This window comes from Terriglobia bacterium, from assembly GCA_036496425.1.
Taxonomy (GTDB): Bacteria; Acidobacteriota; Terriglobia; order 20CM-2-55-15; family 20CM-2-55-15; genus 20CM-2-55-15.
This window is the reverse complement of record DASXLG010000248.1, coordinates 13065-37843: the sequence shown is the minus strand read 5'-3', so window position 1 is coordinate 37843 and position 24779 is coordinate 13065. Positions and strand designations below refer to the sequence as shown.

Genomic DNA, 24779 nt, shown 5'->3' with positions numbered 1-24779 from the left:
GCGAAGCACCGGAGGCGTCTTTGTCAGAAAGAACGTGCAGCGTTAAGCGCAAACAGGACGAGTGACCATTCGACCCATCCCACGGTGCGCAACGTGAGCGCCATGTCCTCGGTGATCCGGGCCTCGTTGGCGACTACGGCCGCCCGGTGCACAAAGAAGTAATCGAGGAAGAGAGCGGCTGCCAGCATGGCCATTGAAGCCAGTGTAAAGAAGTTCTGATCGGGCCGGAGCCTACGTTGCAATTGGCACAATGCCAGCATGAATATAGCGATCGAAAAGATGAAGTCGAAGCCGGGGGCCGACTTTCTTCCGGCAATAACCCTTCGAGCCTCCGACCCGGCCGGCCCCAGCATGGCTTCCAGTTCCGCTTTGTTATGAACCAGCTCAAAATCAGCGAATGGGGTAATACCGTTAAACACGGTGGCCGGCGTATCGGGCAGCCGCACCGTCGCGCTGATCAAGATCAGTATGAAGGACGCAAATCCCGCCAAGCCGGCATTCCGGACACTTCGCTTTACTTCAGCTTTCATTTCGTCCATGTTTTGCCTGACATATTCTCAACAAATTGACGGCATGATGTGAAGCCTTAACTATGGATCCGGCAGGAATCAAGTTCGGGTTATCCCGTAATCTTCTTCAACTCATGCGGTTGACGTATTCCACGCTATTACCGATGTCTTTCCGATCCGCCCAGATCCCAAAAGCGCCCGTGGCACTAAATGGCTTCTTACCCTTCGCGCTCTTCGCTTTCTCGATCCTGGGGTACACATCGAGCAGCGGCGCCGCGAGATCGGAATCCACGTCGCGCTTGGGGCGCAGGCAGGCCGAGTGCGAAGGATGGTGCTGAGACAGGGCTCGGTCTGGTGCTTTTCGGGGGTGATCCTGGGTCTGGCGGCAGCGTTGGGATTGTCCCGGCTCCCCATCGCCCGCGTTGTCCGGCCCATGATAAACTAGTCAATGATTGGTTAATCCGGAGGGATCGAAACAAATGGCCAAGGTAACTGCCTTTGAGGCGAAGACTCATTTCGGAGACCTCCTGGACCGTGTATCAAAAGGCGAGGAGATTGTGATTACCCGCCACGACCGGCCAGTTGCACGCATTGTGCCCGAGAATGCTCAGCGGCTCGATGACGTCCGCCGTGCCGTCGAGGGGCTTCGTGAGTTGCAGCAACAGATCCGGCTGAGATCCAAAGCAAAGCTGACCGGCCGCGATGTCCAATCGGCGATTGAAGAAGGACGGCTGTGACGCGGACATTCGTAGCCGATGCGTCCGTGGCCATCGGCTGGGTTCATCCCAGTCAAGCAACTCCTGAAACGGCCGAGATGTTGGACGCCATAGCCGACGGCGCAGCGCTTGAAGTACCGGCACTTTGGCCGCTGGAAGTGGCGAATGCCCTGACAGTTCTGGGCCGGCGCCGAAAACTGACGGAGGAAGAGCGCGAGACCGCGTTGGTCTGGCTTCGCGCGCTTCCGTTGCGTATCGATCACGAAATGTCCTCGCTCGCCTTTTCCCGACTGTCGGAACTGGCGGTTGCCCATGGACTCTCCGTGTACGACGCGGCATACCTGGAACTCGCGCAGCGTCGAAAACTTAAGCTGGCCTGTAAAGATGGACCATTGCGAAAGGCAGCAGCCCGATCAGGTGTGCGGCTGTGGTAGCGCCGGTCCTTCCCGATCGTCCTCGCGATTGCACGCAGAAGAGCCTCACTCCGCGAAGATAATCCCGTGGATCTGCCCGGTCCAGGCGGATTCTGATCACGCCGCAGGATCGCCGCAACGACCTCAACTTTCATTGGCGGACGCCAGTTTGCGATACCGGCAAGACCGTCGTTGCCTTTCAGATCTGCTGGAAGCTATGGAACTCCCGATGGAACTGCACAGGTCAGTAACGTAGGAGAAATCGAATCGTTCGGTTCGCGATGTTTTTTAATCGGCCACCCGATTCACTCTTATAATTTTCTGCTTCAAATCGTCCACATTCTTGATCGCTTCATAGATCCGTTCCGCTTGCCCAGGAAAATCCGGGTCATATGTGCACACAACGATGCTCGCGTGCGCAGTTGCCGTCTGATGGAGCCTCACGAAATGTTTGCGATTCAGCGTCAGCACTGCGCGACCCTCCGATGCGGCGAACCTCAACACTTCGGCATCCTTGATTGCCTGATTGGCTTTGCCTGCGTCGAGAGTGGTGAGAACGTCATGGCCGAGTTCGCGAAGCCTCACAACGACAGCAAGCGGGAAGTTTTCATTCGCGTAAAGCCTGGCCAATCAGGCGGCCTCGCTTTCCGCAATCTGTTGATCGATCTCAGCGCGATGGGCGCGAACGTAGGCCCATGCATTGGCGAGATCCTCAGCTTTCAATGTTGGATAATTTCGAAGTAATTCCGCTTCCTGTGTACCCAGCCTCCGTGCTTGTTCGGGCAACCAAACTGGAATCCTGGTCCGCACGATACATGGCTCGCCGCCACATATGTTTGGATTGGACTCAATTCCAGGAAACGCGTCTCCGAGATCTCGTGCCAGCCACTGCAGTACCTGCGCCTTTTCGCCACGCGTCAGCTGGGCCAATAGTTTTTCGGCCTCCTCAAGTTTGCTCACGGTCCTATTATAGTCCCGGCCCAGTACTAAGCTACCGCCGCAGCACCTGCTATTTGTCCAAACGCAACCGGCGAGGTGGCTTACTTCGCTTCGGCAATACCGATGTTATGATCCACCGATGTTTTCCTCTACCGCTTCTGCCATCCTGCTGTTGGCTCTGGTAAGCCAAACACGCATAAATGTCGTCCAAAACCAACTTGCCGATGCCTATCAAAACAAGGTCCTGACGCTCCGTACATTCAGCCAGAGTAGCCACCAGGAGTTCGATGAAAATGGCCAACTCCTGACCCAGAGTGAGATTGGGCCATGGACCCTCTATTCTCAGGTGTTCGTTAACAAGGTTGAGTTGACGGAATCGCGGCTTCGTCTGAGCGGCGTGCGTGTCATACATCATCGCGATCGAGGCTCCGATAAACTGAGTCCATCTCGATCGGATATGCGGGTTGACATTGAAGTCGCCGTTAGCAGCAATGCGACAGTGTCTGATGTTCTGCAGGCGATGAAGAACGTCATTGTCGGCCCTGAAACTCTGGTACAACTCGTTCCGAGTTACTGGCGGTCGTACATGGGCGGAACAAAACAGGAACAAGCGCCTGCCAACAGTGGCGACACAGAACCCATTCGACTTACGAGTGCCGCACAGGCATCGAAGTTATTGAGACAGGTCGGCCCCAAATACCCGGACGTTGCAAGAGGTTTGGGAATTCAGGGCGTGGTGGGCCTTCAGGTAGAGATTAACGAGGCCGGAGATGTCACAAATATTTCGATCGTCCTGCCGTTAGGTGCTGGCCTCGACGAGAGTGCCCTGCAAGCGGTCAGTCAGTGGAAATATAAACCTACGATCGTCGATGGCCGCCCTGTCCGAGTTGTGGCGACTGTTACCGTAAATTTCGCGATTAACCGCTAAGAGCCTGGAGGGCATCGTGGCCAAGATGGTTTGCCGCATTCAGTTCAGGTAAAGGCAATCTAACCATCCCCTCATTTACTTCTCTGGATTGTGGTTGTGCGGGACCTGCAGCGCCTCTCGGTCGATATCGATCTCACGTACCTGCCGATCGAGGACAGAACGGCTTCGCTCGCCAATGTTGACGCCGCGATGCAGCGGCTCAACAAATATATCCCTGACCGGAGCAGGACGTCGGAAAGCTCGTTACTCTTGCCGCGCTTTGCTACTGCGCCACTGACTCATGCGGCCGCAAAGGAAATATTGGAAAGGTCGGCCGTTGCTTCGCCATGCTCAAGTTGATCGGCCAGAGCTCTCAAGGCTATGGCTTGAGCCTTCGCCTTAGCTTCATCCGAAGTGGCCCCATACGTGATGACCGTCAAAGATCGTTCGAAGTTCGCAGAGAAATCCGGCACGGCGTGGGTGACGGCCAAGCCTGCGGACCTGCCGGATGGGGTGGACGACAGGCAGGGCGTCGCCGCAGAGGAAGCCGGTTGGGTCTACGGCTTCAACGTCACGATGCCTGAACTTATCCCGTTGCTGGGACGCAAGACCGGCAGACCCATCGTCGATCAAACCGGTGTGACGAGCCGATTTTCTTTTTCCGTGACCTATGACCTGGAGTTGACACGCCCGGGTGTCGTAAACCAGGTTAGTCCCGGCGATATTGCCGTCCCGGGTGATATTCGTCCGCCGAACGAAATCAAATCGCTCCTCTCCGTGTTGGAGAGGGAGGCCGGGATCAAACTGGAACTCTCAAAGCAGCCTGTCGATGTACTGGTCATCGATCACATCGAGAAACCCTCCGAGAACTGACCAACGTTCTCAGCCCGAAATCGGCGGATGATAAGAGAGGTGATAAATCAGAATAAAGATCGACGGCACAATGCCTGCGTTCACCGCGACCTCATCAACGCAATGCCTGACCATCTGACTTCCCCTGTTGCCGAACACCGATACAAGCGCTTTGCTGACGACATGAAGGGTTCCCTAAAACAAGCCGAAGATTTGGCGAAATTCAGAAATAACATAATTCATTTTCACGGTCTGTATGATCCGATCAAAGGCGAGGCGGAGATATTGAACTCGGCGGCCGAAATTGAGGCAAAGGCGTTCGAGATGCATGATCTCGAAATATCAATCTTCGCAAACGCGCTAAATCTGCGTGACGATGACAATACGATTACGTTCGTTGGAAATCACGAATTACTCAAAGCGAAATCGGGAAAGGTCCCATAGCGAAACAGTGAGAATAGTGCCGGGTCATTTGAACTGAAGACAAGAATTGGTGGTTTACGAGTGAACAAATTGAGTCCAGATCAAGTGAATGAATACTTTGAGAAACATTTACCGTATCGCACAAGGATTCTGCTTGCGCACTATAAGATGACACATGACCTCGACGGAGCGGACAAGCCGTGGTATAGCGACCCAGCGTGGCTGGAAGCCTGTTTTGTTGCATCCTTAGTCACAGCACGGATGTACCTGAATGTGCTCGGTATTGGGAAAGAGGACAACAGGCTTACTCCCTTCGTTGCACGCAGGGATGACATAACCGTGGATGATCTTGGGGGAAGACGTGTCGACGTCAAAAAACTATTTCCCGATGAAAAGCAGCTGATCCTCAATTTTCTTACGATGGCGGACAAGGCTGCCGCGCATTTCACGAGCCCTATGAGCCACGATTGGGACAAGACGCACGATGTGATTAAAATCGTCCATCGATTGCTGAAAACCCAGCTTTACGATCCCACTGGCAGAACAGGCTTGGAGCCACTACAGGCCTACTAATTCCTTTGCGTTAGCCACCAGTGCTACGCCAGATCTTCCGCTATCACGATCTGGAGGATGAGGAGACGCATGGCACACATCATGATCTTATTGCAGCGAAGGAGATATTCCGAGAATAACATCTCCCTCCAGTTACCGGCGTCTCCTGACCGATACTCCAGAATCTCCGGATGACCGTTACGAACGCGTAAGGCCCCGTGGTGCGAGGCATTGCGGATGGTGCTATCAAACTCCTCGTGCAAGATCGCGAAGTTGGCATTGTCGGCAAACGGATTCGCACGACCCGCCTTGTTGATAGTGAGGTATTTTGCCAGGGTCATTTGCGCAAACTGATCGAACGCTCGGCCCATCTTGATGTTGTTTAAACACGCTGGCAAATCAAATCCCGTGGCTAAGTCTTCAAAACAGTTGCCATAAAACATCCGAACGGCACGCACGTCCTTGGATGAAGCGACTACATTTCCATCAATAGGCGTATTCCGGATGGCGTAAATGAACGTTTGAGAAAGCTGATCATATGCCTTGGCGTACTCCTCCAGGACGCCGATTTGCCGATCCAGCACCTCATTGAAATTGGTTCTCAAACGTATCTGGAGTTTTTGGTACTCCGATGGATCTGCGTTCTTGCATTTGCAGACCTCGGAAACCATGTTATCGATTTCGTCTTGTCGCGCACGACCAAGAAAGAGGCTCGCGCAAATGATCGCGAACTGATTCAGGGTCATCTGGACCGGAATGTTGGCCCAGAGACGGAACTCCTCGATGACCTTATCCCTCAACTCCGATTTGCCGACGCGTTGGAGAGTCCACGATTTGGCCAAGGCTGTAATGGCCCGCTTCAGTTCGCGAACACCGCCGACTCCTTGAATAATGTCGTGGATGTGAGGCTTTGGTTTGAGGTTTTCTTGCTCCTCGATCATGCCGATCCGCTCGATTTCCTGCATCCAGGAAAATCCGCCATCCGCGTGCAGCAGATTCTCAGGGACCAGGAAGTTTGGGTCCAGATTGGTGACCGTGCCTTCATGGTCGCAAACCGCGCAGTTATCTGACGCCTGAAAAATCACTTTGGGCTGCGAGAACATCGGCTTGATCTGTTCGGACAAATTCGCGCCGTCTGGCAACGCGAGCGGTATGCGTTCATTGAAATCAATTTCGAGTGCCACCTTTGTGCCGATACCGCAGCCCGAGCAGGAGAACGTGTGCTCTTGGCGTTGCTCGGCGCCCAGCGTGATGCGCAGCGTATTGTTGTGACCACAAGTGGTACAGCGCGTGCAGAAGCGGTTGATCATGATGTATAGGATACAATCTGGATGGTGAACACCAGCCAATTCGACTCCAATCCCGACGAGGTTGACCAGTGGACGCCTTATATTCCCACTGGTGCGCCAGCTGTTGGCATTGGGTTGTCGATTGCGAGCATGTAGCCGAGCCGGTGCAGACGGCACCTCATGCCGTTGATGATGGAGCGATACGCAGCCTTGCGTACGATCGCGTAACACGGTGTCTGGAAGTCCGTTTTCAGATGCACTCGGTGCAGCAATACCGCCCCGTGCCGATGCGCGTGGTGCGGGAAATGTGGAGAGAGCGGCCCATGGGGTTGGCCTGGATAACCTCACGAAGGAATGGCATGTTCGGTTTCACGAGGTACGCAGCGAAGCGAACCTGCTCATGAGCATGCTGCGCGGTTGGCGGTTGTTGCCGCGATAAGCTCCATATGTCAGATCTTGATTATGTATCCCGCCGCTTTAAGCTCCTTGATGATGGCGTACGCAATACTTTCCACACCGCCGGAAGCATCTTTGTACACAAGGCCATCAATGTCACTGGGTTTTGTGACGGTTCCTTTGAGCAGGCAACAAACCCGACTACGCCCTAGCCGGCCGCTGAAAAAGCCGAATTCCCATATCACATTCGGGCGGGCACGATACTCCTTCTTGCGTTGATCCTCAGGCAGCTTTTCCTGGTCTACCGTGTAAGCCAGTTCGTCAGGAGTGAGGAGAACAAATGCGTAACCCACGTCAGCATGCTTCTCGAACTTCTCGATTATCGTCTTCCCTTCATCCGGCTGACGGTGCAACACAATAGGTTCTAGCCCGATGCCCTTGAGGAATACCTCTAAATCCGTCTTCAACGCGTGATCGTGTCCATGCACAATGAAAACATGGTTGGAAATTACCGCAGATTTCGGCACAGCTTTTTGTTGCGCCGCTTCGCCGTACGGGTCACCTTCAACTACTGTCAGCGTTTCTTTTAGTGCCGCAAGAAGCATACCTTTTTGGGCGTCGAAGCTATCTGCGAGATTTCCGGCTGTTAAAATACCCTGCGCTTTAGCGCACAATGCCATTGGCGCTGACTGTTCGCTTACCAGTCCGTTCAATACGAATCGCACGCGGGTCTTCCATGTTAGCCATGCTGGAGTATCCTCTCCTCCGTATTTAGAGTCCGTCCGGATTGAAAAATTGGCGAAGCTGAATTTCTCGCCCTCGACAATTAGCGCCTTTAGCTGTTCGACCTTACTTTCCATATGTCGATTTCAACCCAATTGGGGGAAGGTGGTCCGGTCGGGCCTGCTCAACAAAGGAGTGGCCCGCTTCATTATGAGGCACCATAATATCCCCGACATAGATGCAATGCCCGCACTGCGGGAAGCGGCTACGGGACGATTGGATTTTGAAGGCGGCTGGTGAGATTACGGGAGCAAGGTTGATGAAAGAACGAGGACCGGAGTATTTCCGTAAGATCCAAGCCAAGCGCAAGACTCACGCTGGTGGCCGACCGCGAAAACGTAAGTGATTTGACCTTCCTAAACATCCACTCTCAACTTTGACAACAACAGGATGCGTGCTGTTTAATCACCGCAATGCCCTTTTGTGAAAACTGCGGTAATCAAGTCAGCGGTGCCTCACATTTTTGCAAGTCATGTGGTGCGAAGCGGCAATTTGCGCCGTCACTATTTTCCGAATTCACAAAACCTAAAGTATCGGGAAGATGTCACTTTCCGGAATTCTTAAAAGCGGGAACCCTTGAGCAGGTCCAGAATGGTTCGGTTGCTTCCGTCCGAAAGGCGAGGACAACATTCTGATGTTCGGCATCTTTAAACAAAACATCGAAAAACAGAAAGAATGATTTGAAGATGGGATTAATGATTTTAAGATGCATCCCAAAATCGGAATCTTGAAATGCGTTTTTAAAACATTGGCTTAATCTTGCCGACCATGGATCGAATCTTTACATCTTTGGATTGATGTTTAAATTTCGGGTTTGAAGCCCCAGAACATTAAATTCATGTTTTGAAAATGGGAATAAAGATACAGATCTTTAAGCGCATTCTTCAGGGAAGTAGTAAAGATCGCGATCATTAGCGCCATTTCCAAAACATGGATCCAGAGTTCTCGATCTTTAACCCGGTGTCTCGAGGATTGAATTGATGATCCGCATCTTTAAATCTATTTTTTCAAGATCGGGTTAATGTTGGCCATCTTGGATCACATCTTTTCGGGATCGGTTTAAAGATATCCATCTTTAACGCCATTTTTGACTTTTGGGCTCAAAGATCGAGATCTTTAATCCGATCTTCGAAGGACTCGATTAAAGATTGCGAGTTTGACTTCATGTTTTAAACATGGGGTTAATGATTGGCATTTCTGGTCGCATTTTTAAAACATGCGATTAAAGATGTCGATCATTAATCCCATCTTTAAATTGTGGCGACAAAGATCGCGTGTTCTGGTTCATCTTTAAATGTTGTGTTTAAAGATTCGGATTTGGTTTCCATCGTGCTGATTTTGAACTGGCAGTTCAAAAATTGAACTGGCAGTTCAAAATCCGGCCGCAGTTCATCCCCTCTCAAAAGCTAACTCGTTGATAAATCACGCTTGGTATTTCCTGGCGGCTTTGGCTGCGGGATTGCGAATATATGCGCGTTCCCTGGCGGGGAGAAAATAACCGGTGAAGCGCCGGATTGGATTCTTCCGAAACATAAACAATGAACCAAAACACATCGAAAGGATGACGGTATGACGACAAATAAGATCAACCCGATACGACCGATGCTGGGTTTCAGGACCATGAGCGACGCCAGTGTCCTGGCCCGCGCCACGGCGGTGCTGGCGGGACTGACGGGAAATGCAAAGTTCCTGAACCCTGCTGTGGATCTGGCAACGTTCAAGACAATGATCGACACGTTTGCGGCCGCAATCGCGGCGGCGTTGGATGGAAGCAAGAAAGCCATCGCCGCAAAAGACGGCGACCGTGAGACCTTGATCAAAATGATGAGGCAACTCGCGGTCTATGTCGAAGCGAATTGCGGCGACGATCTCGCTATCTTTACGACGAGCGGTTTCCAGCCCGCCACGACGACAAAATCGTCGGCGGCGCCGCTGACTCCGCCGGTCGTGAAGAAGATCGTGCACGGCGCCAACAGCGGACAGCTGTTGGTCCGGGTCGCTGCGATCCGGAACGCGGCGAGTTACGACCTGCGATACGCCGCGATGGCCAACGGCAATCCCGGTCCATGGACGACGGAAACGATGACCACGGTGAAAAAGGGAATGCTGATCGGCAACCTCACTCCCGGCACCGTCTATGCGTTTCAGGTCCGGGCGTTGGGCCCTCTCGGATCTACCGATTGGAGCGACTCCGTGACAATGATGTCGACGTAGTTCGTAAATTGGCGCCGGTGTAACTCATCGAACTCTCCTTAGCCCCTTGCCGCCCGTTTCACCGGTGCGGCAAGGGGTTTTTTTTCTTGCAATCGCATCGCTACAGCCCTAACATGCCCGCCCCATGAACGACAGACTTAGAGCGCTTTCAGGACCACTGAAGGATTCCGAGTTTCCATTCAAGGACGAAGAAACCACCGTCGGCAGAGCCGCCGGCAACGATATCGTTCTCAACGATGAGCTGGCCTCCCGGCAGCATTTTTCGTTCTGGCGGGAGGCCGGCAAGCTCTGGTTCCGCCATCTCGGCACGCGGAACGGAGTGCGGGTCGACGGTGAAGTGCGTCTCCGCGGGGACGACCTCAAGGAGGGCAGCCGGATCCAGTGCGGCAGCACGATCTTTGTCTGCCTGATTCAAGACAAGGTGCCGCAGAAATTTCTCACCGTGAGCGCCGGCGAGATTGCGAAAAACCAAGAGCTGGAAACATTGCGCGTAGACTACTCCTCGATCGAGGACACCCAGGCCTATTACCGCGGCGGGCTCGGGGCCTCTTTAAAGACGGGCCGCTGCCTGACCGCGATTCAAGATCCGGGCAAGCTGCTGGCGGGCCTGCTGGATTTGATTTTGGACATCATTCCTGCGAGGCGCGGAGCGATCCTGATCAACGGCAGGCGCATCGGTCCCGAGCCTGCCGATTTCGTTCTTCAGGTTTATCGCGAGGCCGATTCGGGCCTCGATACGCCGTTTCCTTACAACACCCGGCTCGTGGCGGAGGTGTATGCGAAGCGCGAACCTCGCATGCCCGGGACGATCGTTCCCCCCACCATTTGTGTTCCTTTGCTGTCCAGCGGACAGATCAAAGGCGTCCTCTATCTGGAAGGAGTGCGCGGCGCGCGCGCTTTCGAGCCGGAACACCTGCAATGGGCGGAGGACCTGGCGGAAACCGTGGTAGCCGGGCTGCGCGAGTCGCGGCAGGTTGAATCGATCCGTCATGAAAGGGACGTGCTGAAAGCCGAGCACCGGTTCGCCGATGAGCTCATTGGAGAGAGCGAAGCCATTCAAACCGTTTTCGAACACATCGAGGTGGCCGCGGGTATGGACATCCCTGTTCTGATTCACGGGGAAACCGGGACCGGCAAGGAGTTGGTCGCCCGCCGTATTCATGCGAGGAGCAGCCGCGCCGATCAACCCCTTGTCGCCGTCAACTGCCCGGCCGTGACCGAAACGCTGTTCGAAAGCGAGTTGTTCGGGCACGTCAAAGGCTCCTTCACCGGCGCGACCGAATCCCGCGACGGCAAGTTCAAGCAGGCCGACGGCGGGACGCTTCTGCTGGACGAAATCGGCGAGCTGAAGCTGGAGATGCAGCCCAAACTGCTCCGCGCCCTGCAGGAGTACGAGTTCGAGCCGGTCGGAGCCCAACGCACCGTCAAAGTCGACGTCCGTGTGATCGCATCCACGAATGTCGATCTGGAACAGGCGGTTCGGGAGCACAAGTTTCGTAAGGATCTCTACCAGCGTCTGAAGGACATCACCATCGTCGTCCCGCCCTTGCGCGACCGCCGCGAAGATATCCCGCTGCTCATCAATTATTTTCTGGGCCGCTTCGGGACCGGCCTGGGCGTTACCGGAGTTGCGACGGATGCGCTGAAAGCCATGCTGGCCTACGATTGGCCGGGCAACATCCGCGACCTTCGCGGCCTGGTCCGCTCCGGGATTGCATTTGCGAAAGCCGGCCGTTCCGACGTCATCCGGCTGAAGGATCTGCCGGCCGCGCTGACCGAGCCCCGGCGTGCGGCTGCGGCAGCAGCAGGCGCAGCGCCTGCACAAGGTGCCGTTCAAATGGACGCCCGCAAGATCGCGCACGAGATACTGAGGGCCGAGGCCGCGAGGATTTACGCTGAAACCGGCAGTATTGCGGAGACCGCCAGGCGCATGGGGTACAGCGAACGTTATATTTACCGCCTTCTCAAGGACGAAAATAAGGAACGATAGTTGCGTTCTGAACTGGCAGTTCAGAGATTTTGAACTGCCGGTTCAAAAACCGCCCGCCGCAGTCCGCACTGGATCGATAACCCACTGAAAAATCACGTTTGGTTTTGCTCCGCCCGTTCGGCAGGGGCCGTGCCTTATACATCCGCGTAACGAACGCGGGCACAGCCCGCAAAAACAAATCACAAAAAGGAGCAAGACCATGAAGTTTGAAGAAGAAGACAACCTCGAGTTCGCCGATCATGAGGAATCCAGCCTCCGGTTGGCGCATGCAGACCTGTTAACCGAACGCGCGGAGATTACCGCGGCCTGCCTGCGCGCCCATCCGAGCACCCAGGCGGTTGCCGAGGATCTCCTCGACATCGTCGAAGAGATCCTCAATTTCGCCTGCGAGATGGTGACCATTTCCACATCTCTCTATGTCACCGCGAAGCTGGCGCAGGAAGGCAGTGACACTTTCGACCTGAGTCACGAAGTCTTCGCCGACAGCGATGACCTGCTGGACGTCGTGCATCGGGCGGACGAGTCGTCGAAAAACATCCTCGACATCGTACGCGATCTGACCGGCAGGTCCGGAGGAGGCCGTTATGAACAAAGATGACGAAATCCTCCGGGCTCTCGGGTACATCGAAGGCGAGTTGGCCGGGATCCGCGATCTCTACCAGCGGGTCGCGGCCCTCGAACGATGGCAGTTCTGGCTTCGCGGCGGCTGGGCCGCGCTGACGGCGGCGTATCTACACCTCTGCAAAACCTGCAGGGGCGGCTTATGAAAGGAGAAACGACCATGATTGAATTTGCAGCACAACATCAGTTTGGGCTTTTACTTGTCCTGGCGCTCGTGATCTCGCTTTCGGCGTGCGCCAACCGTTATGTCGTCCATCCGGGCGCGCTGAATCAGGCCGATTCGGTGGCGTACGACGCATTGATGGTCGCCGGAGTGACGATCGATCAGGCGCGGGTGCTTCCGCTCGACGGCTCGGCTAAACCGGCGCTGGATGCGCTGATCAAGTCGTACAATCTCGCGCGGGCTTCGTGGATCGCCTATCGCGGGGCGATGACGACGAACGCTCCTCCGCAGCAGTATCTCGACACGCTGAATCAGAATCTCTCGGACTTGACCACCGCGATCCGGGCATTTGAGGAGGCGCAATGAACACCAACTTCGCTCTCGAGATCATTGAGCTGGCCCTGTCGATTGTGAAGAGCCAGACCACGGGCACGGTTCAGCAGGATGCGGGCCTGGCTGCGGCGCTGGTGAGCATCATCGGCAAGGCGGTTCAGGCGTATGAGCAGAACACGGGTCAGCCGCTGGATGCGTCGCTGATTAAAGCGGAACCCCCGCTGTAGAACCTATTGTTGATGGAAGTTACTAACCGCCCCGGCTGCGCGCAATTCTGGAATCTTTGATGCGCGCAGCCTCCCCGCCTTGGAAAGGCGGGGAATGGGGCAGCTTTAACCCAAAACCTCAATCCGTTGACACTTTTACCGGAAATCATATAATGCCGCCACTCCATATATGAATAGATACCACCTCCAACGCGAACTCGGCCGGGGAACCTCCGGCATTGTCTATAAAGCCTTAGACACGCTCACGGCCCAAGTCGTCGCGGTGAAGGTCTTCCATAATCTCCCCGGCGCCCCGGTGCGCGAGGTCTTCATTGCCCACCAGGTCACGCATCTCAACGTGTGCCGCATCTATCTTTACTTCGTGGAAGAGGACGGAACCAAACTCCTTGTCATGGAGTACATCGACGGGCGCACTCTCGCCGACCGTCTCCTTGAAGGACCGCTTTCCTGGAGCGAAGCGCAGGCCATCGTCGTCGAGATCCTTAACGGTCTCAAGGCGATCCATGAGATGAAACACATCCATTTCGACCTGAAACCCTCAAACCTCATGCTCACCCGCGACGGCCACGTGAAAATCCTGGATTTGGGACAGGCCCGCCCGATCGATCCCGTCGATTTCGAAACAGGAAACACTCCGGGCGGCACGCCTGCCTACGGCGCTCCCGAACAGGCAATGGGCGCGAAATGCGACGCCCGCGCAGACCTGTTTTGCTTCGGCCGCGTTCTCGGTGAAATGTTGTCGGGCGTACGCCCCAGACCGCCCGCGCCGCTCGAGCTTCCGCCCGGCGTGCCCGGCGATGTGAAGGGCGTGGTAGAACGCTGCATCGAAATCGATCGCAAGAACCGCTACAACTCCGTTGACCAAGTCCGGGTTGCGTTGGGCCTCGAGGCGCCAAAGCTGCAATTATCCAAAGGCCGCACCGCACTTCTCGCCGCTTCGGCCATCGCATTGATCCTCGTCGCCGTGTACTTCTTCTCTTCCGTAGGCGCGGTCGATCGAGAAGGCTCCAGGCTGTCGCGTCCTGCGGCTCGCGTGCCGTCCGTCCCATCGACCGAAAAGGTTGCGAAACAGCAGCCGAAGACCATCCATCGCGTCGCGGTCCTCAACTTCCTCAACCTGAGCGGCGACAGCGCGCTCGATCCCTACACCGCCGGCATTGCCGAAACCATCACCGCCGAGCTCGCGCAGGTGACCGGCCTCACCGTCGTCGAGCGCGCCCGCGTGATCGATACGGTTCATGACGTGGAGATCCCTAAGTTCGATCAGCTTCCCGCTGCCACCGCCCGCGAGATCGGTAAGGCGATCGGCGTCGACGCCCTGATCATCGGGAGCTTCCAGACAACCGGCAATGACGTGAGGCTGATCGGACGCATTGTCGATCCCATAACCGGTGAGGTTATCCGCTCTGCCAGTACGGCAGACGGCCCATTCAAAGACCTCTTCAAGCTGCAGGGCGATCTCGCCAGACAACTCGCCGTCCTGATTGTCGCCGCCGCGCAAGGACCGGAGAAGCAGGCTCCCACCGGCCACAGCATCGAAGCCTTCCAGGCATTTTCGAGCGGCGTGTACTTCCTCCAGAATGATCTGGCCGCGGGTGCGCTGAAAGCGTTCGACCGGACGATTGCCAGCGATCCCCAATATCCCGCTGCCAATTATTACCGCGGCCTCGCGCTCGAGAAGCTGAACCGTCTCGACGAGGCCAGCGACGCTTTGATGCGCGCCCTTCCGCAATCCGAATCCGAAAAGACGGTCTTGTCGAACTGGGATCCCATGTATGCCAATCCCATCCGCGGTATGATCCGCGCGAACAACGCGGCGGCGTTTCATAACCAGCGGGATCTGTTTGCTCCACGAAAGGCGACACCCCTGCAGCGCGCTGTCTACGCCGAACGCAACGGCAAGTCGACAGTCCTGCAGTTCGTGAATCTCGAAAAGGGTTCGGTCCGCCGTGTGGAAGTGGCGGATGAAAACATCATTCTCACCAATGCCTATGGCAACGACACCCTCACCCTCGTGGCCTCGATCGACGCGAACGCTCCTCCTGCGCAACGGAAAATCGGCTTATATGCGTTTGCGAAGGACGGCAGCCTGGGCTGGCATAGCGAACTCGCCGATTTCGGAAACGATGCCCCGCGATTCGCGCCGATCGGCACCGACGTCTACATCTATTACCCGGCTCTGCAGCGTTTCGATCTCCTTGAGGGCCGCACGGGCGATCGTCTGTGGAGACGGGACGACCTGGCCGTGGACGGCACCGAGGCGCCATGGACCGCGCGCACGAAGGCGTACGGCGAGATTTTCATCTTCAAATCCCGGGACACGTACCGGGCCATCCGCAAATCGGATGGGAGCGACGCCTGGTCCGTGAGCGTCCACTCGGAGAAACCCTCGGAGCTCCTGACGGAAAAGGGCCTGGCCGTCTTCGAGCCGGAGCGGCGCGTTTTCTTTGTCGATCTGGAAACCGGGAAGGCTGCGGGCGAAATCGCGATCGAACAATACGCCGACGTCTTGCGGACAGTGGCGGGGCCGAAGTGGCTGGCCGGAGCTATGGCTCAGGGCAACGTCCTCTATATATTGTCGAAAGACTTCGAGGTTTGCGCCATCGACCTGACGAAATTCCGCCTGCTGTGGCGCACGCCGGTCCAGAGGCGGGTGCAACATTTCCGGCTGCTCCGGAACCGGCTCTACCTGGGTACGGCTCAGGGCGATATCCTGGTTCTCGACGCAGCCTCCGGAGGAATCCTCAACACCATCAAAGTGACGGACCGCGGCGTTCTGCTCGACCGCGTCGACGAGGATGGCCTCGTCGTGCGATCGAACAACACGCTTTACGGTTTCACGCTGGACGGCGCCAAAATCTGGGAATACCCGTCGGTCGACATGGGACCCGGCGTGACTTTCCTGAACGGCACGGCCGTCGTCTACAATTCGCCGCTTCAGATTTCCGCCGTTGAGACCGCAACCGGCAAACAAATCTGGCACTACGAAGGACCCGAAACGCCCGCCGTCCTGGCCGAAGCGGGCCGGCTCTTTATCCTCGACGTCACGGGCATCAAGGAATATGCGACGGCAGCGCAGGCAAACGCCGTGACGGACAAGGACACGGAGACGGAGCTGGCACGGACATATCTGGCCAGGCATGATCTGGTTCAAGCGCGCGTCTTCGCCGCCAAAGCATCGTCGCTCGATCCGGATTATCCTCCGCTGGTGCTGCTCGAAGCACGGCTGTCGCAGGCCGAAGGAAACAAGGCGCGCAGCGGAAAGGAACTGGCGCGATACGCGGATCTCACCGGACTCGATTCGAAAGAGGGCCGCCGCACGATCGCGGAACTGAAGCGGGATCATCGGCTGCTATGGGTGTCGGATGTCGGCTTCGATGTGGCCGGCGATCCGGTTTTGATCGGAGATCGTCTGGTGAGCGCCGGCCGGAAGTCTGCCCAGGACGCCGAGGGCGTCCCGCTGGATCGCTCGATCGTCGGGCTTGATCCCGACACCGGCGCCCTCGCGTGGCGGTTCCCAACCGAACGCTTTACCGCGTCGGTCGCCGTGAAGGACCCGCTACCTTATTTATATTATGCCGCCGGAAGCCAGGCCGACCTGAACAGCGTCTTCCTCTATCGCGTCGACGTGCGCACAGGCGACCGCAAACAGCTCGCCACCTGGAAAGGAAAACAGCGCATCGATCAGGCCTGGATCGCCTACGCCGCCGGCCGCATCTTCGTTGCGAGCGTGGTGCCGGATATCAACACCCACACGGTTCAGGTCTTCGTCGACGCCTTCGACGCGGTCTCCGGCGCCCGCGCCTGGACCCATAACCAAACCCTGAAGATCGGCAGCCGCGACGCCGGAGAACCTATCCGGATGTTCGCCGCCCATGACAACGCCGTCATGTATTCCGTCGGCCAGCAAACCTACGCGCTCCGCGCTACGGATGGCTCACTTCAAGCGGCAGTTCCGCCAGCAGCTGTAGCGAAACAGAACAATCGCAAGCTGGATCTGCTCTGGCCGGCTTCGACCACGCTTGTGGATGGCCGCCGGGTCTTCGCCTTCACAGCCCACGGCCACGCATTCGCCCTGAAACTCCCCGCCTAGCTTAGGCGGGGAGTCAAATTAAGTGAACAGAATCCCTTGACTCCGGGTCCAATGGCGAATATATTCGCCCACAGCGAAAAAAATCGCCCTACGGAGTGTTTCGATGCCGAGACTCAGACGAATTCATCTCACACGGCGCGAGAGCCAGATCATGGAGATTCTTCATCGCCGCCGCCGGGCGGCGGTCGAGGAGATCCGGGCGGAATTGCCGGACGCGCCGAGTCCATCGAGCGTACGCAAGCTGCTCGAGATCATGATCGAGCGCGGACTGCTGGCCAGAGAATACGATGGTCCGCGGTTCATGTACTTCCCCTCGACTGCTCCTGAAGACGCAGGCCGTTCCGCTTTGAAGGATCTGGTACGGACATTTTTCGACAATTCGCCAAGCTCGGCCATGGCCGCCCTGCTCGATGCGACGTCCGGCGCCGCCATATCGGACGAAGAATACAAACGTCTCAGCGCCTTGTTGAAGCAATCCCGCAAACACGGAGACAAATGATGACACCGATTTCCATCCTTCTTAAGGCCTCGATTCTTTTTCTTGCCGCCGGGCTGCTTCAGGCATTGTGGGGCCGCCGGATGTCCGCGGCGACGCGTCATCTGGTCTGGACACTGGCCGCCGCCGGGTTCCTGCTGGTTCCTGTGTTTTCATTTGTGCTGCCGCCCTGGACCATCGTGACGACGGCGCCCGAAAACCTTATCGAATCTCCGGGCATCGTTGCGGGCCAACCACATTCCCCGTTCGATTCTGTCCAGATCGCAGAGCCGTTGAACATTTCAATGGAGCAACGCTCGTTGCAGGCGAATCCGGCAGGCTTCCCCTGGTTCCGCGCTTTCGAACTTGTTTACGCAAGCGTGGCATTTGTTCTGCTGCTTCGTCTGATTGCCGAATTCTTTTCGGCAGGGCGGCTGATGCGTGGCGCAGGCGAAGTCCATGATCCGGAATGGGAGCGCCTGCTGCTGGAGTGTTGTCAACGAATGCGCGCCGGGCGAAGGATCAAACTATGGCGCAGCCACGAGCAGATCATGCCGGCTGCATTCGGAATTCTGGGCGGTGCGATCGTGATTCCGGCGATCGCGGATACCTGGTCAGAGGATCGCCGCAGGGCCGTACTACTCCACGAGATAGCGCATGTGGTGCGGAATGATTGTTTGACTCAGGTTCTGGCGGCCGTGGTGTGTTCGGTTTATTGGGTCCATCCGGGTGCCTGGTGGATTGCACGCCGTCTCCGGGTCGAGCGCGAGCTGGCAAGTGATGATCGTGTGCTTTCTCTTGGAACCGATGAACCGCGCAAGTATGCCGGCCATCTGCTGGACATCGCTTATTCGCTCCAGAGCGGCCGGCAAACCGCGCTTGTCGTGAGCATGGCGGGTTCGGGGCAGCTTGAAAAGCGCCTGCTGGCAGTGCTCGACGGCGCTCGCAACCGTACACTGCCTGCGCTGCGCAGTCATCTTCTGGCCCTCGGAATCCTATTTGCATTACTGATCCCGATTGCCGCAGCGACAACAGCCGCCCGGCAGCCTGCGGCGCCAGGCTCGCCCGTCAAGTTGCCGGGGCGTTCAACCTTCGGGCTCGCGGTAGCCGGCCTTGTGCAAGCCGTATCGCCGGAATCCGCGGACGCCGTTGGTGTATGGGAAGTTCGTCCCACAGGTCAGGCGCGAATCCTGCATCTCCAACTGAGAGAAGGCGGCAGTTCTTATTCAACCACCATCGACCTCGACCACACGCCGGAGCTTCCGGCAGGATTCCCCGGTGTTGGAGGTCCCGTGCATTTCGATATGCGGCGCGACGCCGGGACATTTGCCGTCGAGGGGGTTATCCGAAACGGCGTTGGCGCCGGGACATATACCTTTGCAGCCAGCGCGACGTTTCCTGACGAACTCGCCAAGCGGGGTTTCGAGCGGCCAGGCCTGGTCGAGCAGCGTCTGCTCGCACGCACGGATATCGGCTTCGCCTTCCTGGATGAGCTTGTTGCTCAGCATTATGCTCGCCCGGCGCATCTCGTCGAACTTGTTCAGGCCGCGCGCCAAGGCATCAGCCTTTCATATCTTCGCGAGCTGGGCCGGTTGGGATATAACGGCGGAACACTCGGCAATCTACTCAACCTGTCGCGGCACGGCGTCTCGCCCGATTTCATTCGCGATCTCGCGGCTGCAGGCCTGCCGAAGCTTTCTATTGAAGATCTCCTTCGCGCCCGGAATTCCGGCGTCGATGGAGAATACATTCGTGCCCTGGCAAGCTTGGGTTACGCGAAGCTGCCTCTGGATGAACTGGTCCAGCTCCGTCACCATGGCGTGGATGCGGACTACGCACGTGACCTTGCGGCGCAGGGCTATCCGAAGCTTCCCGTCGACACACTCATCCAGCTTCGCAATCATGGCGTCGACGCCGAATACAGCCGGGAACTTGCCTCCGCCGGATACTCGAACCTGACTCTCGACAGACTGATCGAACTTCGGAACCACGGCATCGATGCGGATTACGCACGCGAACTCGGCGCACTTGGATATGCAAAACTGCCGCTCGACACCTTGACCGAGCTTCGCAATCACGGCGTCGATCCGGATTACGTGCGGGAGATGCAAAGTCTCGGTTACACAGGCATCAAAATCGACGATTTCGTGAGAATGCGCAACTCGGGGATATCGCCGGATCAGGTTCGCAGCGCGAACGCCCGTGCCGGCAGCCGCTTATCTGTGGACAATCTCGTGGCCCTGGCCTCAAGGGGCTGGCGATAGGAGCCTCGGAGGACCTTTATGATGTTGGCTAGTAATAATAGCTGTGACGTTGAAAACGCGTAGCCGGAGTAGAACGATGCGGCTGTTCACAATCGCCACACTCCTCAGCGCAGTGCTGATCACGCAGGCTTCGGAAACCCAAACGGTGGCGCCGTTGCCGACGACAAAGGCCCCGACAACTAAAGCAGACGTCGGACCATGGGCTGCGGCAATCGTCAACCGCGCTGCGCGACTGATCCCAACGCCTGCATATTGGGACAAGAAGAGCACCGGCGACTGCCCAATGCATGCGAAGACCTTCAGTCTGATGTGCGCATTGCAACAAGCCGCAGACGATGCGGGCGCCAATCAGCCGGAGCATTCGGACTGCCGATTTCACGCAACGAAGGACGGCCAGGAAGGTTCGTGCGGCATCCTTTTCGACGAGAACCCGATCTTCACCCTACGGCGCGTCCCCGGCATTGTCACCGGCTTCTGGCGTCGTGATGCGAAGCCGAGCGAAGTCTGGGCCGGCAAGATGAGCGATCTTGCATCCCCAGTGATGTATGAGGCGCGGCAAGTCGTCAACGTCGTGACCACGAAGAAGTACTCCGCGCGACTCGTCGACTACAACAACGATCCGGAGACGACGTTCGCGGACCTCCAGAAGTTCTTCCGCCTGGTCGAAGACCGCGTCCGGACTCAAGGCGCCGCCGACCTTGACAAGTCAACAGACGACATCGAGATTGAGATCTACACCGGCGGCACGGGCGTCGCAAGAACCTATGTCGGCTGGTTTCCGATCTCGGGCTTCAGCGTCAGCAACAGCGCAATTCGATTCCAGCTCGACGGGAAGCAGGAAGTGCCGCCGAATGCGGTCGACCGCGAGATTCTCCAACGCGCCGCAACGATAATCACATCGGACGCGGTCTGGAATCGCGCCGACGATCGCAAGTGCCCGGCCACAGCGACGACGTGGAGCATCTATTGCGCGGTCGAACGCGCCCAACTCGACGTCGTCGGGGCCTTTCACCATCGCCGTCCGGCAGGCGAACTGGTGCGCGAAATCGTGGAGGCCCGAACGAAGGACCGCTCGTACCTACATCGCATGATGGACTACAACAATGACCCGGCCACGCACCTGTCGGATGTGAGAAGCCTGTTCGTGGAGGCCATCGCGCGCATCAAGTAGATGGCGGTTCTTTTTCCAAACAGGCTTGAACGTCAAGCGAACGCCACAAGGTCTGGCAATCCCATCGGAATTGCCACGAAGTCCGCTTCTGTCACACGACATCCCGTGTCCGCAATCCACGTCAATGCCCTTAAACCTGGAAATTGATCTAAAGTCCAATGTGGCTTGATATCCATTCTGCTTTCATTACATACTGCCTTCCACAGCTGGCGTCAGGCCTCCTCCCTGTACTGGTGTCTTTCGCGGCTGGTCTCATTCCTGCCCATCGCGCAGGCCGAGTGTGCAGCCGGCATTTCCAGGCTTTTGCTCCAATCGTGCTTGACCTCTGCATTTATACTTGTTTACTCTAGGCCTAGAGCAAACAATTATGAGTGATTCCGAACGCGATCTTTTCCCCGGCGCGTTGGAGATGATGGTCCTTCAGATTCTTCGACGCGGCCCGTCTCACGGTTACGCACTGGTGCAGAGCATCAAGCAACTGTCCGGCGATCTGCTTCAGGTCGAAGAAGGTTCCCTGTATCCGGCGCTCCAGCGGATGCTCAAGGCTAAGGCAGTTGCTGCGGAATGGGGGCTGTCTGCACACAACCGCCGTGTTCGCATTTACAAAATCACGGCTTTGGGCAGAAAACACCTTGAAAGCGAGACATCAAGCTTCGAGCGGATGCTTGAAGGCATAGCACGAGTCATGAAGCCGGTAAGGTCATGAATTGGTTTTGGCAAAGACGGCGCGAAGTTGAGGTGGAGATTGCTGCACACATCGCCGAGCGGACCGACGAATTGATGGAGTCGGGCCTGCTGCGGGACGAAGCGTTGCGGCAGGCACGCCGCGAGTTCGGGAATATCTCGCTCATAACAGAGTCCAGCCGTGAGGTTTGGGGATGGACATGGCTGGACCAACTGCGGCAGGACCTGCGCTATGCGTTCGTAACGCTGACGAGGAATCCCGGCTATGCCGCCGGAGCGATTGTGTCTCTTGCGCTCGGTATTGGTGCGGCGACGGCTGTATTCAGTGCGGTCGAAGGTCTCGTTTTGAATCCCTATCCATATACCGGCGCAGACCGTTTAGTTGTCATGTCGCAAGCAGAGGGAGCCGGGCCGTCCATGCGCACCTTTCTCACAGGCGACCAGGCTCATTTATTGAGACAAGCGCGATCGCTGGATGCCGTCATCTTATGGGAGACGTCCTGGGTGTGGACGAAAAATGAAGGCATACCCGACATGGTTCAAGCAGGAAAGCTTTCGCAGAACGTGTTTCGAATGCTGGGCGTGCCACCGCTCGTCGGGCGTACATTCACGGACGACTCGTCTCTTGAGGCTTCGCCGACAAGCGATTCGGCACCCGTCGTGGTCTTGAGCTATCGCTATTGGCAAACGCACTATGCCGGCGCGTCCAATGTAATCGGCCGTACCCTTCAGGTGGACGACCAGCCGTACACCATCATCGGCGTCATGCCCGAGCGATTCAGATTCAGTAATGTTGCTTTCTATATACCGTATCCCTCCAACAATGGCCAGCGTTCGACCCTGACCCTGCTACGCCTTCGGCCTGGTGTATCGACAGCGGCGGCGACTGCGGAGTTGCAGGCGTTGGTTCAACAACAACAGTTTGATCCCGCCAAGAGCAGAGGCGGCCGGCGGGACGTGAGGGTGAGCCTGACGACGTTGCGCGATTATGAAGCAGGCAACCTGCACAACATGCTGGGAATTCTGTTAGGTGCGGTGACATTGCTGTTCGTGATTGGCTGCGCCAACGTATCGATTCTCCTCATCGGGCGGGGAATTCAGCGGCGATACGAATTGGCGGTGCGGCGCGCCGTCGGCGCCTCGCAGAGACGGATTCTGCAGCAATTGCTCACGGAGTCCCTCGTATTGTCGATGACCGGTGGCGTCTTTGGCGTCGCCGTCGCGTATGGGTTGCTCGCTGTGATCATCGCGTGGGTTCCCCCTGGTCTCATTCCCTGGGAGATGGCTATCACCATCGACATTCGTGTTCTGGTGTTCGCCGCTGTGGTTGCGGTGCTTGCTGGATTAGCAGCAGGGCTATCACCAGCGTTGGCCCTATCACGTTCGAAGCTGAGTGGTGTGGGCGGCCGAAGCGAGGTTGGTAGGAGGGGCACGGCACGCACTCATCGTCTCCTGACACTGGTCCAATGTGCGGCAACTGTCGTTCTGCTGGCCGCTGCCGGAGCTGCGCTGAGGACGCTTGTCGAGCTCACGACTGCGCCGCTTGGCTACAACCCTCAAAACGTTGCCGTGTTTACCGGGACGCTTCGCGGATCAGTTGGAACGCAAGAAATGGCGGACTATGCGGAGCGGCTCAGGAGTGCGGCTGTCAGCGTGCCAGGTGTTGAGTCTGCCGCTCTTCTTGGGCCTCAACCGCCGCCGCCTGTCGTGCCAAGGCGAAGCCTCATCGAGATTCCTGGCGTCTCGAACGCCGACCAGGAGGTCGTAACCGAGGAAGTTAGCCGAGAATATTTCCCGACGATCCAAGTGCCGATTCGCGCCGGGCGAATCTGGACGGACACGGAGGACCGTCGTCGCGCGTACGTCGGCCTGATCAATGAGACGTTGGCACGGCGATATTGGCCGAATGGCAATCCGATAGGACAACGAGTACGGCTCGCCGTCTTGGCTAAGAACTGGGATGGATCGACGAAGTCGCCTGCCAACGATCAGATTGAGATTGTCGGTGTCATCGGTGATGTACGCAACGATGGTCTCAGAAGACCGGTGTTGCCAGAGGTTTATGTGCCTTACTCGTTACGGGCGTTAGGTGCCGTCTTGCTCCTCGTCCGAACGTCTGGAGCGCCCGAAGGAATTGCCGAGGAACTGAAACGGAAGGTTGCAGAAATAAATGCTGACCAACCTCTTATGGGTAACTCGAGTCTCGAAGAAAGGCTTTGGGAAAATGGGTGGGCTAGTCAGCAGTTCTCCGCATATCTGTTCTCGGCGTGTGCGGCGTTGGCTCTCGCTCTCGCCGCTGTCGGCATGTACAGTGTCGTTTCATGTGCCGTTTCACTGCGCACGCGAGAGTTTGCGCTGCGCATGGCATTGGGCGCATCAAATGCGCGTATTCTCCGTGAGATCTTTACATCCGCAATGATGACAATTGCGCTGGGAATGGGCGTTGGGTTGGCGCTCGTCGCGATACTCCATCGTCCAATCGCTGCCTGGACGGAGAGCAGCCTGTGGAGTCCCGTTTCGCTGACATCTTCAATGATCGCGCTGGCTGTGGTCGGCTGTGGTGCGGTGCTGATTCCAGCGTGGCGCGCCGCGACCATGGATCCCATGCGCATTCTACGTACCGGCGAGTGAGTGCCGGCAATAGCCAAAAAGCGGCGTGGAACGCCGCGGCTGTTAACCAGTTGTGTGCGAAAGACCCGGGTTCGTGGCTGGGCGGGGAGTAAATTGATAAACCCGAGAGTTCGGAAGGCCTATGGCGCGATCTC

At 57.0% G+C, this 24779-nt stretch carries 24 protein-coding genes; 18 read left to right on the top strand and 6 right to left on the bottom strand.

Annotation, left to right across the window (positions count from 1 at the left end):
• Positions 1–23: 23 nt before the first annotated feature.
• Together VGK48_17625 and VGK48_17620 are read right to left on the bottom strand one after the other, a co-directional pair.
• The gene (locus tag VGK48_17625; GenBank protein HEY2383000.1) at positions 24–530 is read right to left on the bottom strand and encodes a hypothetical protein; all 507 of its coding nucleotides are present in this window, start codon (positions 528–530) and stop codon (positions 24–26) included.
• Between the two features lie 106 nt (positions 531–636).
• The gene (locus tag VGK48_17620) at positions 637–801 is read right to left on the bottom strand and encodes a hypothetical protein (protein HEY2382999.1); all 165 of its coding nucleotides are present in this window, start codon (positions 799–801) and stop codon (positions 637–639) included.
• 187 nt (positions 802–988) lie between these two features.
• Here VGK48_17620 and VGK48_17615 point away from each other — a divergent pair, with 187 nt between their 5' ends.
• Together VGK48_17615 and VGK48_17610 are read left to right on the top strand one after the other, a co-directional pair.
• Entirely contained in the window at positions 989–1246 is a 258-nt protein-coding gene (locus tag VGK48_17615) for a type II toxin-antitoxin system prevent-host-death family antitoxin (protein ID HEY2382998.1), read from the top strand.
• Entirely contained in the window at positions 1243–1659 is a 417-nt protein-coding gene (locus VGK48_17610) for a type II toxin-antitoxin system VapC family toxin (GenBank protein HEY2382997.1), read from the top strand. The genes VGK48_17615 and VGK48_17610 overlap by 4 nt, the downstream gene beginning before the upstream one ends.
• 267 nt (positions 1660–1926) lie before the next feature.
• Here the strand turns inward: VGK48_17610 and VGK48_17605 are convergent, their stop codons facing one another.
• The gene (locus tag VGK48_17605) at positions 1927–2268 is read right to left on the bottom strand and encodes a DUF5615 family PIN-like protein (GenBank protein HEY2382996.1); all 342 of its coding nucleotides are present in this window, start codon (positions 2266–2268) and stop codon (positions 1927–1929) included.
• Positions 2269–2598, bottom strand: a complete 330-nt coding sequence (locus tag VGK48_17600) for a DUF433 domain-containing protein (GenBank protein ID HEY2382995.1) — start codon at positions 2596–2598, stop codon at positions 2269–2271.
• Positions 2599–2716: 118 nt separating this feature from the next.
• Here VGK48_17600 and VGK48_17595 point away from each other — a divergent pair, with 118 nt between their 5' ends.
• From VGK48_17595 to VGK48_17580, 4 genes are all read left to right on the top strand, one after another.
• Entirely contained in the window at positions 2717–3505 is a 789-nt protein-coding gene (locus VGK48_17595) for an energy transducer TonB (protein HEY2382994.1), read from the top strand.
• Positions 3506–3913: 408 nt separating this feature from the next.
• Positions 3914–4357 (top strand): TIGR03435 family protein, encoded by a 444-nt coding sequence (locus tag VGK48_17590; protein ID HEY2382993.1) that lies wholly within the window; start codon positions 3914–3916, stop codon positions 4355–4357.
• A gap of 102 nt (positions 4358–4459) precedes the next feature.
• Positions 4460–4780 (top strand): hypothetical protein, encoded by a 321-nt coding sequence (locus VGK48_17585; GenBank protein ID HEY2382992.1) that lies wholly within the window; start codon positions 4460–4462, stop codon positions 4778–4780.
• Positions 4781–4927: 147 nt separating this feature from the next.
• Positions 4928–5332: a hypothetical protein gene (locus VGK48_17580; GenBank protein ID HEY2382991.1), complete on the top strand. Its 405-nt coding sequence runs from the start codon at positions 4928–4930 to the stop codon at positions 5330–5332.
• Between the two features lie 23 nt (positions 5333–5355).
• Here the strand turns inward: VGK48_17580 and VGK48_17575 are convergent, their stop codons facing one another.
• Complete coding sequence (locus tag VGK48_17575; protein ID HEY2382990.1) at positions 5356–6621, bottom strand: hypothetical protein; 1266 nt, start codon at positions 6619–6621, stop codon at positions 5356–5358.
• A gap of 428 nt (positions 6622–7049) precedes the next feature.
• Positions 7050–7856 carry a TIR domain-containing protein gene (locus VGK48_17570; protein ID HEY2382989.1) on the bottom strand — a complete coding sequence of 269 codons (807 nt, stop codon included), beginning with the start codon at positions 7854–7856 and terminating at the stop codon, positions 7050–7052.
• Between the two features lie 1492 nt (positions 7857–9348).
• Between VGK48_17570 and VGK48_17565 the strand changes: the two genes are divergently transcribed.
• From VGK48_17565 to VGK48_17510, 12 genes are all read left to right on the top strand, one after another.
• Positions 9349–9993, top strand: coding sequence for a fibronectin type III domain-containing protein (locus VGK48_17565; GenBank protein HEY2382988.1), 645 nt, complete (start codon positions 9349–9351; stop codon positions 9991–9993).
• Positions 9994–10117: 124 nt separating this feature from the next.
• Complete coding sequence (locus VGK48_17560; protein ID HEY2382987.1) at positions 10118–11983, top strand: sigma 54-interacting transcriptional regulator; 1866 nt, start codon at positions 10118–10120, stop codon at positions 11981–11983.
• 199 nt (positions 11984–12182) lie between these two features.
• Positions 12183–12581: a hypothetical protein gene (locus VGK48_17555; GenBank protein ID HEY2382986.1), complete on the top strand. Its 399-nt coding sequence runs from the start codon at positions 12183–12185 to the stop codon at positions 12579–12581.
• Positions 12568–12750, top strand: a complete 183-nt coding sequence (locus tag VGK48_17550; GenBank protein ID HEY2382985.1) for a hypothetical protein — start codon at positions 12568–12570, stop codon at positions 12748–12750. The genes VGK48_17555 and VGK48_17550 overlap by 14 nt, the downstream gene beginning before the upstream one ends.
• A 14-nt stretch (positions 12751–12764) precedes the next feature.
• Positions 12765–13133, top strand: coding sequence for a hypothetical protein (locus VGK48_17545; GenBank protein HEY2382984.1), 369 nt, complete (start codon positions 12765–12767; stop codon positions 13131–13133).
• Positions 13130–13327, top strand: a complete 198-nt coding sequence (locus VGK48_17540; GenBank protein ID HEY2382983.1) for a hypothetical protein — start codon at positions 13130–13132, stop codon at positions 13325–13327. Before VGK48_17545 ends, VGK48_17540 begins: the two co-directional genes overlap by 4 nt.
• Positions 13328–13496: 169 nt before the next feature.
• Positions 13497–17420 (top strand): PQQ-binding-like beta-propeller repeat protein, encoded by a 3924-nt coding sequence (locus VGK48_17535; GenBank protein HEY2382982.1) that lies wholly within the window; start codon positions 13497–13499, stop codon positions 17418–17420.
• 103 nt (positions 17421–17523) lie between these two features.
• Positions 17524–17919, top strand: coding sequence for a BlaI/MecI/CopY family transcriptional regulator (locus tag VGK48_17530; GenBank protein ID HEY2382981.1), 396 nt, complete (start codon positions 17524–17526; stop codon positions 17917–17919).
• The gene (locus VGK48_17525; GenBank protein HEY2382980.1) at positions 17916–20159 is read left to right on the top strand and encodes a M56 family metallopeptidase; all 2244 of its coding nucleotides are present in this window, start codon (positions 17916–17918) and stop codon (positions 20157–20159) included. Before VGK48_17530 ends, VGK48_17525 begins: the two co-directional genes overlap by 4 nt.
• Positions 20160–20235: 76 nt before the next feature.
• Entirely contained in the window at positions 20236–21330 is a 1095-nt protein-coding gene (locus VGK48_17520) for a hypothetical protein (protein HEY2382979.1), read from the top strand.
• A 367-nt stretch (positions 21331–21697) separates the two neighbouring features.
• Complete coding sequence (locus tag VGK48_17515; protein HEY2382978.1) at positions 21698–22036, top strand: PadR family transcriptional regulator; 339 nt, start codon at positions 21698–21700, stop codon at positions 22034–22036.
• On the top strand, positions 22033–24645 hold the full coding sequence (locus VGK48_17510) for an ADOP family duplicated permease (protein HEY2382977.1): 2613 nt from the start codon (positions 22033–22035) through the stop codon (positions 24643–24645). The genes VGK48_17515 and VGK48_17510 overlap by 4 nt, the downstream gene beginning before the upstream one ends.
• Positions 24646–24779 lie beyond the last annotated feature (134 nt).